General features: G+C 30.5%; 9 protein-coding genes. 2 read left to right on the top strand and 7 right to left on the bottom strand.

Features of this window, described 5'->3' with window-relative positions:
• Positions 1–27 precede the first annotated feature (27 nt).
• The 5 genes from PG912_RS05225 to acs all read right to left on the bottom strand — a co-directional run bounded on the left by PG912_RS05225 (position 28) and on the right by acs (position 6,136).
• Entirely contained in the window at positions 28–780 is a 753-nt protein-coding gene (locus PG912_RS05225) for a DUF6503 family protein (RefSeq protein ID WP_275688757.1), read from the bottom strand.
• 136 nt (positions 781–916) lie between these two features.
• Complete coding sequence (locus PG912_RS05220; protein WP_275688756.1) at positions 917–2,683, bottom strand: ABC transporter ATP-binding protein; 1,767 nt, start codon at positions 2,681–2,683, stop codon at positions 917–919.
• Between the two features lie 90 nt (positions 2,684–2,773).
• A complete protein-coding gene (locus PG912_RS05215; RefSeq protein WP_275688755.1) occupies positions 2,774–3,499 on the bottom strand; it encodes an acyl-CoA desaturase in 726 nt (241 codons plus the stop codon).
• 59 nt (positions 3,500–3,558) lie between these two features.
• On the bottom strand, positions 3,559–4,131 hold the full coding sequence (locus tag PG912_RS05210; protein ID WP_275689013.1) for a Crp/Fnr family transcriptional regulator: 573 nt from the start codon (positions 4,129–4,131) through the stop codon (positions 3,559–3,561).
• Between the two features lie 97 nt (positions 4,132–4,228).
• Positions 4,229–6,136 carry an acetate--CoA ligase gene (gene acs / locus PG912_RS05205; RefSeq protein ID WP_275688754.1) on the bottom strand — a complete coding sequence of 636 codons (1,908 nt, stop codon included), beginning with the start codon at positions 6,134–6,136 and terminating at the stop codon, positions 4,229–4,231.
• Positions 6,137–6,599: 463 nt separating this feature from the next.
• Here acs and PG912_RS05200 point away from each other — a divergent pair, with 463 nt between their 5' ends.
• Together PG912_RS05200 and PG912_RS05195 are read left to right on the top strand one after the other, a co-directional pair.
• Entirely contained in the window at positions 6,600–7,517 is a 918-nt protein-coding gene (locus PG912_RS05200) for an AraC family transcriptional regulator N-terminal domain-containing protein (protein ID WP_275688753.1), read from the top strand.
• A 58-nt stretch (positions 7,518–7,575) separates the two neighbouring features.
• Positions 7,576–8,304 carry a sulfite exporter TauE/SafE family protein gene (locus PG912_RS05195; RefSeq protein ID WP_275688752.1) on the top strand — a complete coding sequence of 243 codons (729 nt, stop codon included), beginning with the start codon at positions 7,576–7,578 and terminating at the stop codon, positions 8,302–8,304.
• Between the two features lie 4 nt (positions 8,305–8,308).
• Here PG912_RS05195 and PG912_RS05190 read toward each other — a convergent pair whose 3' ends face one another.
• Both PG912_RS05190 and PG912_RS05185 read right to left on the bottom strand, forming a co-directional pair.
• A complete protein-coding gene (locus tag PG912_RS05190; protein ID WP_275688751.1) occupies positions 8,309–10,051 on the bottom strand; it encodes a cytochrome-c peroxidase in 1,743 nt (580 codons plus the stop codon).
• A 44-nt stretch (positions 10,052–10,095) separates the two neighbouring features.
• A complete protein-coding gene (locus PG912_RS05185; RefSeq protein WP_275688750.1) occupies positions 10,096–11,616 on the bottom strand; it encodes a PhoX family protein in 1,521 nt (506 codons plus the stop codon).
• Positions 11,617–11,636: the final 20 nt, after the last annotated feature.

The following is an 11,636-nucleotide window of genomic DNA, read 5'->3' as shown; positions in this document are numbered from 1 at the left end:
TTTCCAAGTATATTTTTGTGAATCCATTTATTTTGTTGGTTTTACATAAAAGTCAGCATCAAATGATGCTTCACTTAATAAAGGTAATACAAATTCAGTCGGTTCACCTGCTGGTTCAGTAGGATTACCATTTTCATGTTTTTTGTACCAAGTTAAAGATTTAGGTAATAAAAAACCGTTAACATTTTGCCAATCGTTATATCTAATAATACTCTTTTTATTTGATGCTTTTTTACTATGATAGGTAACTGTATAAGCTAACCAACTCATTTCGTTGGTCGTTTCATCATAATAAATAAAATAATTATCATCTGGTGATGAACCTACATTTGCATTGTATGAAATTTTAAACCCTGGATATTTTTTTCCGTTAAATTCTAATGGTTTTGTTTCTGAATATACAATTCCGTCATCTGCCAAAACAAAAGGCATTGTATAAAAATAGAAATATAAGTTATAATAAAATTTAGCATCTTTCTTATAAACTGCAGTATCTGAAACCCAAACATCTTTACCATCATAACCTAACGAATATTCTTTCGAATTGATTACTGCTTTTCTTGAATGTAAATCCGTAGTATGTTCCTCTCCTTTTAAACCATACGACAATGTTTTCATTTTACGCCAATTATCAATACCTCCATGTTTTTGAAAAACTTTAGCTAATTTTTCAGGATATTTAGCAACTGTTTTTTCTTCTTTAACAACTTCTTTTTTTGATTCATTTTTACAAGCTAAAGAAATTACTGCAATTACTATTAATAAGACTAATTTTTTCATTTTTTTATGGATGTTTTATTACTATAAAATACAGTCGAGTATTAGCAGTAAACTTACACAACTTCTATGAATTTATAAAATAAAAAAGCATCCGAATTCGGATGCTTTTATTTTATTAGTTTATTATTAATGACATTTAAATTTTTGATTGATAGGTGTACAACTCAAAATATCTCCCTTGTTTTTTTATCAACTCGTCATGTGTACCTCTTTCTACTATCGAACCGGCTTCAATCACCAATATTTGATCTGCTTGTTTAATCGTACTTAATCTATGCGCAATTACAATAGTTGTTCTGTCCTTTATTAATTCTGATAAACTTTTCTGAATCAACGCTTCACTTTCGGTATCTAAACTAGAGGTAGCTTCATCTAAAATAATAATTTTAGGATTTGCTAAAATGGCTCTTGCAATTGCCAAACGCTGACGTTGTCCGCCAGAAAGTTTTACACCTCTTTCACCAATTAACGTATTTAATCCGTCATCAAAACGATCGGTAAATTCATTTACATACGCTGCTTTTACAGCATTTTGTAATTCTTGTTCAGTTGCATCTGGTCTTGGGAATAAAATGTTTTCTCTTATTGATCCTTCAAATAAAAACTCATCCTGTAAAACGACTCCTAAATTTTTACGGTAACTGCTTAATTTAACTTTTGACATATCGTAATCATCAATCGATACTTTTCCTGATTTTGGATTTAAAAAAGTCGCTGATAATCCTGCAATGGTAGATTTACCAGAACCAGAACTTCCAACCAATGCTGTTACAGTTCCTTTAGGTACTTTAAAACTAATATTATTTAGTACTTGTTTTCCTTCTTCATATGAAAAAGAAACATCGTCAAATTTTATGGCTCCGTTTACATCTTTCAACTCAATAGTTCTTTCTGCATCATCTTCCTCAGCTTCCATGTTCATCAACTCTTCGGTTCTATCTAAACCTGCTAAAGCCTCCGTTAATTGACTTCCGATATTACTCATTTGTACAATTGGCGCAATCATTAAACCTAATAAAAAAGTAAATGATAAAAAATCTCCAACGGTTAATTCACCCATCATAATTTTATAACCACCAATTCCCATAATTCCTGTAGAAGCAATTCCTAATAAAAAAGTTGCCGAACTTGTCATGATTGCCGTTGCTGTTAAACTCTTTTTTACATTCTGAAACAAAAGAGCTACTCCTTTTTCAAAAGATTCGTTTTCTTGTTGCTCTGCATTAAATGCTTTTATGACTCTTACACCTGCCAACGTTTCAGTTAATCGTCCTTTTACCTCAGCATTAATTACGCCTCTATTTCTAAAAATAGGCCTGATATATTTAAATGCTTTTAAAGCAACTAACCCAAAAATAATTACAGGTATTAATACAAACAGCGTCATTGACCAACTTATGTTTATCAATAAAATTAAAGAAATTATGGCTGTGATTGATCCTCCAACTAATTGAACCAACCCGGTTCCTATTAAATTACGAACCCCTTCTACATCACTCATAATTCGAGAAACTAAAGCTCCTGATTTTGTGTTATCGAAAAAACTAATGGGTAAAGACAAAACTTTCTTTTGCACTTTTGCGCGCAATTCTGAAATTAAATATTGTGCTTGTACACTTAAAATACGTGTTAATAAAAATGAAGTTATTGCTTGAATTAAAATAGCTGTACCAACAACAAATAATAAGCTGTATAACGCATTGTAATCTTTATTAGGAATTACATCATCTAGCAGTGATTTAATTTTTAACGGAGCAACCAAACTTGCCAACCTACTTATTACTATTAAAACTAAACCAATTAAAACTAAGCTTTTACGTGGCCAAATAATAGTTTTAAATGCTTTTCCTATTGATACTTTAGGTTTCTTTTTGTTTTCTTTTGATGATGTATGTTGCTGCATGTTTTTTTATTGAAGATACTATTTATCGTCAAAATATATGCCATTTACAATAAGCCTGACACAATTACAAAATACAATTTAAAAGTACTTTTATTTTAATTTTATCAACCTTACTTTATCTAAAACAACCATAATACAATACGTTACATCTATTTCATGCCATCTTACACCACCAAAATTAGCACGACCACCATTAGCATGGTGATTGTTGTGATATCCTTCGCCCATCATTAAAAAATCGAATGGTAATAAATTTTTTGAAGTATCGCTTACTTTAAAGTTTACATAACCATAAATATGTGCAAACCAGTTTATAATTACTCCGTGTATTGGTGCCATTAAAAAAGCTACTGGTAAAAACAACCATTGCCACCAAGCAGTTGCAAAAAACATAAAAAACACAACGTATAATGCTCCCCAAGTTAATCTAGAGAACTTTGAACTTGCAAAATTGTCAAAGCTTTTCCATTGTGGTACATTTTTGGTAAATTTTTCTTCAATTGCTATTCTTTGATTATTAATATCCTGATACATGTTTTTAGTACGCCACATCATACTAAATAAATTACTATCGTACTTAGGTGAATGCGGATCTTTCTCGGTATCGGCATACGCATGATGCATTCGGTGCATTACACCATAACCATAAGCACTTAAATAATTAGAACCTTGTGTTAACCAAGTTAAAAAGAAGCATACTTTTTCTCCAAAATTTGACATTTTAAAGGTTTGATGTGCTGAATATCTATGCAAAAAGAAGGTTTGAAAAAACAACCCTGAATACCATAAAATTATCATGAAAATTACTATCGCCATTCTTATAAAATTAGCTTACAAAGAACCAATTTTAGTATCGCAAAAAAAATGAACCTAAGTTAAGTAATTCGCTTTCTAATTCGGCTTAAAGCCTGCGCTGTAACACCTATGTATGAAGCAATATATTTTAGTGGAATTTCTTTAATTAGCTTAGGACGTTCATCAAATAAATTAAGGTAACGTTCTTCGGCTGTTTCATTTAATAAGGATTGTTCTCTTTTAGATTTTATTAAAAATAAACGTTCTGATGATAATCTTCCTAAAGTATTTCCTATGGACGTTTTTTTATAAACCTCTTGTAAGTCTTCATAAGACATGCTCCACATCTCTACATCCGTAAGTGTTTCTAATTCATATAACGAAGGCGATTGTGTTAAAAAAGAATCGTAAGCACTTACAAATTCATTATTAAAACAAAATCCGAAAGTAGTTTCTTTATCTTCTTCTTCTTTCGGAATAAAAAAACGTACAATACCCTTGTCAATAAAAGAAATAGACCTTTCTACTTCTCCTACATTTAAAAGTTTTGTACGCTTTTTTACTTTTTTTAGTTTTAATCTAGCTGTAAAAAAATTCCAATCATTATCATTAATTGTTAGTGATTTTTCTAGATATGTTCTAATATTTACAATGCTCATCTTGCTATATTATCAATAATACTTCATATTATTTTTGCAAGATACAACGCATTATTTTAGCTAATTACGTTTTTAGTAATTCTATTTAAATTTACAATCTATTATCAATAATACTTTGTACTACTTCAGGGTTTAACAAGGTTGAAACATCTCCTAAATTATCCAATTCATTATGTGCTATTTTACGTAAAATACGGCGCATAATTTTTCCTGATCGTGTTTTTGGTAATCCAACCGTAAATTGAATTTTATTCAATTTAGCAATTGGACCAATATGTTCTGTAATTATTTGATTTATTTCTGTTCGTAAATTATTATGATCTCTACCTTCACCAACGTCTTTTAAAATTACATAACCGTACAATGCATTTCCTTTTACATCGTGCGGAAAACCAACAATAGCACTTTCTGCTACCGCAGGATGTTCATTTATGGCATCTTCAATAGGTGCGGTTCCTAAATTATGTCCCGATACAATAATTACATCATCTACTCTACCTGTAATTCGGTAATAACCAACCTCATCACGCAAGGCACCATCGCCTGTAAAATATTTGTTATCAAAAGCTGAAAAATACGTTTCTTTATAGCGTTGGTGATTTCCCCAAATTGTTCTTGCCATACCTGGCCAAGGGTATTTTACACACAAACGTCCATCTACTTGATTTCCTTTTACTTCCTCTCCCTTTTCATCCATTAATACCAATTGTACTCCTGGTAATGGTAAAGTTGCATAAGTTGGTTTGGTTGGGGTTATATATGGTAGCGGAGAAATCATCATTCCGCCTGTTTCAGTTTGCCACCAAGTATCTACAATTGGAGATTTCTTTTTACCTACATTATCATTATACCAATGCCAAGCTTCTTCATTTATTGGTTCTCCTACAGTTCCTAAAACTTTTAAGGATGACAAATCGTATGTATCTACAAATTCTAGCTTTTCTTTTGCTAAAGCTCTAATTGCCGTTGGCGCAGTGTAAAACTGATTAATCTTATGTTTTTCTATGATTTCCCAAAAACGTCCAAAATCAGGGTAACTAGGTACACCTTCAAACATAACTGTTGTGGCTCCGTTTGCTAGTGGATCATATACGATGTAACTGTGTCCGGTAATCCAACCAATATCAGCAGTACACCAATACACATCATTTTCCTTATAATTAAATACGTTTTTAAAAGTATAGGCTGTATAAATCATATAACCAGCAGTAGAATGTACCATTCCTTTCGGACTTCCTGTTGAACCTGATGTATATAAAATAAATAACGGGTCTTCTGCGTCCATTATCTCTGGCTCACAAACATCAGAAGCTTTATCTATTAAAGGTTGCAACCACTTATCTCGTCCTTCTTTCATTTGAATCGTAGAGTGAATCCTTTTCGCTACTAATACTGTTTTAACTCCTTCACAATCTACCAAAGCTTCATCTACAATTCCTTTTAAATCAATTGTTTTCGCTCCGCGGAAAGAACCATCCGAAGTAATTACCATTTTTGCTTCACAGTCGTTTACTCTTGTTGATAAAGCTGTTGCCGAAAACCCAGCAAATATTACAGAATGTACCGCACCTATCCGAGCGCAGGCTAATACTGAAACTGCTAATTCAGGAATCATTGGTAAATAAATACAAACTCTATCTCCTTTTTTAATACCGCTTTCTTTTAAAACATTGGCAAACTTACATACTCTTTTGTGCAACTCTTTATATGAAATATGCACTGCTTTTTCATTTGGACTGTTTGGTTCGAACAATATTGCTGTTTTATCTCCTCGTATTTGTAAGTGACGATCGATACAGTTTTCGGTAATATTTAACTTTGCTCCTTCAAACCATTTTATTTCAGGTTTTAAAAAATCATACTCTAAAACTGTATTCCATTTTTTTCGCCATACAAAATGTTCTTCTGCTATTTCTTCCCAAAACAACTCAGGGTTTCGTACCGATTTACGATATACCTGAAAATATTCTTCTAAATTTTTAATATGATAGTTACTCATTATGCTGTATAATTATGAAACACTAATTTAAGATTATTCTATAATAATCTTCTTTTTTTCTACTTATGACAACATTTCATAGATAAAACACTTATTAATTGATTTTCCACTGTTTTATTTTCAACTTTTTCTAAATTAAAATATAAGAGTCAGTAAATAAGTTTAACAATGTCTATTCTATATTATATTTAAGTAATTAATTCTATAAATACAATTTAAAATAAACGTGGTAAAGCCTATTTAACCTATAAAATTATTTGTTTATCAAAAAAAAACTAACACATTTAAGTGTTAGTTTTTTTCTTTTTAATAGCAATTTTCTCTGGGGGAAACTTGTCTTTTTACATTTACACAATTCGAATATTAGAATTATTGATATATCAAATTTACCGATTAAACTTTAACAATAGTTGCACTATATTCTTAAATTTTTGCACTATATTACTATCCGAAAGAAAAAGTTATGATATCATTAGACCACCAACATTTTAAAAAGAGGAAACTCTCTACTCTTATTGAAAATAGGACGATGTATTCTTCTGAATATGCCGAATTAAATATATTTGAAACTTTTGAAGCCACAAAAAATGTTTTCTTAAATTTCGATTCTACAGTTATTGCGAGTATGTTAACTGGTAAAAAAACGATGCATTTTAATGATACAACACCTTTTTCTTTTGTTCCTGATGAATCTTTAGTCATTCCTGAAAATAATAGCATGAATATTGATTTTCCGGATGCTTCTTTAGATAATCCTACATCGTGCTTAGGGTTAGTTATTGATCAAGGAAAAATAAATGAAGTTGTTTATAACTTCAATGAAGACACCACTATTGAAAGAGAAAATAACGGATGGGATTTTAAAAAAGCGACATCTCATTTAAACAATAACAATGAATTAAATATTTTAATAAACAGGCTTACGAGTACGTTTATTAACAATACAAAATCTAAAGATCTACTATTAGATTTAATGATTCAAGAACTAATTATTCGTTTGTTACAAAGCAAAGCAAGAAAGTTAATTTTAAATAATGTTGATGATTTATTTAATGATACTCGTATCGGATACGCGGTAAAATACATTAAGGATAATTTAACAAAAAATAATTTAACTTTAGATGAAGTTTCTGAAAAAGCTTGCATGAGTAAATCTCATTTCTTTAAAAAATTTAAAAGTACACTAGGTGTTACTCCCGTGGATTATATAAATTCTGAGAAAATTAAATTTGCAAAACAATTAATTAAAAACACTCCTCAAGAAAATATTTGTGATATCGCATACAAAGCAGGGTTTAATAGTGTTACTTATTTTAATAGACTTTTTAAGAAAAATGAGCTTTTAACACCGCAACAATTTAAAACATCTTTGAAAAATTAATTTCACAGAACTATTGACATTTTTAATTGAATCCGTTTTTTTAAACTGGCAACTAATTTTGCTTTTTTTTAGTATTTCCATACTTTACTCTTCCGTTGGTTTTGGTGGAGGCTCTAGTTATTTAGCTGTTTTAGCCTTAACAGGTATCGCATATATACAAATAAGATCTACCTCTTTAATATGTAATATTGCCGTTGTTTTTGGTAATGTTTTGATATTTCAAAAAGAACAATTATTTAATTGGAAAAAAGTAATTCCACTTGTTTCATTTAGTGTTCCACTAGCTTTTTTAGGTGGTTTTCTTAAAATAAATCAAACTATATTTTTTATTCTTTTAGGAACTACTTTGTTTGTAGCTGCAATTACCATGTGGGTTTCTAAAAATGTAATTTCATTAAAAAAAGATACAACAAAAGTAAGCATTCACAAAAATGCGAGTTATGGTGGCATTATTGGTTTTATTTCTGGCATTGTAGGTATTGGAGGTGGTATTTTTTTAGCGCCTTTTTTACATTTAACAAATTGGGATTCTCCGAAAAGAATTGCGGCAACGTCAAGCTTTTTTATTTTAGTTAATTCTATTGCAGGGCTACTTGGCCAATATATGAATCCTAGTTTTACTATTGACTGGAATTTAACTACGACTCTATTGATTACCGTTTTTATTGGCGGCCAAATAGGTAGCAGAGTAAGTCATCAATTCTTTAGTCCTATTCAATTAAAAAAGGCAACCGCTATTTTGGTTGCCTTTGTAAGTATTCGTATTTTAATTAAATATTTATTTTAAACAATTACTCGTCAGTCAATGTTTTCATAAAGTCTACAACTTGAGTTATTTCCTTTTCAGATAAATTTAATTTATCAAAAGGTAATGTTTGCTTTTCATTATGAAACCCTAAACCTTCTCCGCCTCCTTTATTATAAAAATCCATTACTTCTTTTAAAGTTTTATAAACGCCATTATGCATATATGGTGCAGTTTTGGCTATATTTCTAATAGTAGGTGTTTTAAAGAAATGTTTACGTTCGGGTGTTTTATACAGATTATAACGTCCTAGATCTGATGAAATCATTGGATTTATAGTATCCGTAGATATTGGAACACCTATAAACTCTAGCTCTGTATCATTGTAATTAGGCGGAACGGTTCCGTTAAAAACAGGTGCAAAATGACACGTTGCACACAATGCTTTTCCCATAAATAAATTAAATCCTTTTTGTTCGTCACTTGTTAAACTAGCCTCTTCTCCTCTGATGTTTTTATCAAATTTTGAATTAAAAGTATTTAAGGTTCTTATATAAGATGCAATCGCATGTCGAATGTTAAAATTTACTCTTTTATTATCATATAAATTAGTAAGTAAATTTTTATATTTTTCGTTTTTTAACACACGCTGTACTACTGAATCCATAGACATATTAAATTCATTGTGATTTTCTACCACACCAATAACCTGCCCTTCTAAACTGCCTGCTCTCGAATCCATAAAAAAACCTCTTTGGTAAGAAGCATAAGTTAATGTAGGGGTGTTTCTTGTTTGATTCTTATCAAATGTTTTTCGACCATCTGTAAAAGCCAAATCTTTAATATGACAGGTTACACAAGCCATATTATAATCTTTAGAAAGAGAGGTGTCATTAAACAACTGTTTTCCGAAAACTATTTTAGCTGCCAATTGAGTAGTATCACTTAAATGGTCGGAAAAATAATTGGCGTTTAATGTTTTATCAGAAAACAAGGTTGTCATGTTATTAGACAATGCCATTTCAAAAGGAAATTTCACTTTCCAGTCTTTTTGAATTTCAAGTAATATTTTTAATTGCGGATTCGTATGTTTTTTTATAAAAGTAAATCTATCAAAACTATCAAAATCATGGTCTAAATCTTTTTGAGCATTTTTAATTGCTTTTTCAAACTTAATAAGCAGCTCTTTTGATGTAAACTTCTCTTTATTTAGTTGAACAATCTTTAATATTGTTTTATAAGTGTATGAACTTTCTATTAGTGATTGATTTAAAACAGGCGAATCAAAACCTGTAATACCAGTGGTAGCTATTCTTGTAATTTGATCTCTTATCAACCAAATTACATGGTAGCCTTTTAACTTAAGAACTACATTTTTTCGAATTAATTTTAATCGACCACTTGTAACAGTTATTGCTCTTTTTAAAATATCTTGATCAATATTTTTTTCATGAATAGTTTCTTCTATCACCTGAAAACCTATCGGCTTTATCACTCTAGTATCATTACTTTCCTCGCCTTTAACCCCTATTATATTAGGTGCATTTAACGATTTATAATTGTCTTTGTCTGAAAAAGCTAAAATTGGCTCTAGTAATTTAAAATTTTTTCTTGCTGCTATGTATTTATTTCGTTGTTCTTTTATTGGCTTTCCTTCCATGGCATCTAAATTTTCAATAGCCATAGAAAGCTGCTCTACATAAAGTTGTTTTACAGCTTCAGAAAATGCTGTAATTGATTGATATTTTTCTTTTTTTGATTGCATCCCATCAATAAAAGCAAAAGACATACACAAAGGTATGTCTTAGCTAGACTTAAGATATCTTTCATATTTTATCTTTCTAATCCTGTAATTAAATGTAAAACAGAACCTTCTTTTCTATTTGATAAATTAGGATTTGCTTTTGGATCTGTAAATGAAGTTCCGTCTGCTGGTTCCCATCCATGGTTTTGAGTCATTACTAAAAATGAATTCTTACCATTATTTACAATATCTGTCACATCAATCATTCCTGTAATTTCCCAATTTCTTGAAGTTGAACCGTATCCTAAAGATGCTGCTCTTTCCTGATCACATTCTAATACTGTTTTTATAGCTCCGGTTGTTAAATTATATTGATACAGTTTAGAATATCCTATAATACTTGGATTTACAGAAGCATACCCGTTAGGATCTTCTTGAATATAAGCATAGTTTTCAGTTACTAAAATGTTATCTGGCGAGTGAAATCCATCTGCTTTTCCTCCAACAATATCACCATCTAATACACAAGTAATTTTTGCAGTTCCTGTTGGATCAGTATCATTTAAAACTACTTTATAAACACGTCCTAAAATAGATCCTTTACCAACTAAACCTGGCTTATTACGTCCAGTTACTGCAAAATAAATTTCTCTATTATTAGCTGCAGAACCTCTTCTCCAATCAATATCTTCTAATCTAGAGAATCCCATAACCCCTTTTGTTTTACATTCAGTATCTAAAGCGTTAATTTCTTTTTCTTCAAGTTCTACAAACTCCACATCATATTCAGTTCCTTGAGCCATGTCCATTTCATAAGTTACACCTGGAGAAGTTACTTTTAAACCATATAATTTTCCACCATCTAAATCTCCTCTATTACCAACATACATTCCTAATTGACCTGAAGGCACTTCGTTATTAGCATTATCGTCTCCAATAAACGCTACCGTTTTATCCGCATAAGCATCTTTACCTATTACTACAGCATTTTCAGTAGACCATTGCCCTAATGCTGCTAACATATTTCCTGTACTAGCATCGGTTGCTGATTTATACGGATCTGTTGCAAAAACACCTTTAGACGCTCCACCCCATTCACCTCCTGATAAATATAATGGTCCAAAACCATGTTCTTGTGGAGAAATCATTGATCCAGAGCACTGAGCAGTTTCAGCTGTTGCTGTTGCGTTTAAAATATATTCTGCAGATACTGGTCTTAAATTTTCGTTTAATTTAATTCTTGCGATAGAATAATCTGCTTCAATATTATTAATTAATGTAAAAATACCATCTGTTTCAGCTAACAAACCTGCTCCATCTGCCATAGAACCATATACAAAGTCTGGTGAATTTGGTATCACATCTTCTGATGATAAAATTGGCGTAATTTTTAACCCTACAAAATCACTTGTTACTTTTAAAAAGTTTGGTGTTTTAGAAGCTGTTAAATATGTTGTTGCATCAGAACCATTTTCTCCATCTGATCCGTTACTTCCATCAATACCATCTATACCGTCAGTTCCATCAATAGCATCTTCACAAGCTGTAAATGTGGTAATACTAATTGAAATTGTTAATAAGGTAAGTAAGCTTAATTTTAATTTTTTCATTATGATATTTTTTAGTTTTT

The organism is Tenacibaculum retecalamus (assembly GCF_027941755.1).
GTDB lineage: Bacteria > Bacteroidota > Bacteroidia > Flavobacteriales > Flavobacteriaceae > Polaribacter > Polaribacter haliotis_B.
Note: the sequence above shows the minus strand (reverse complement) of the source record. Positions and strands in the feature narration are given on the sequence as shown.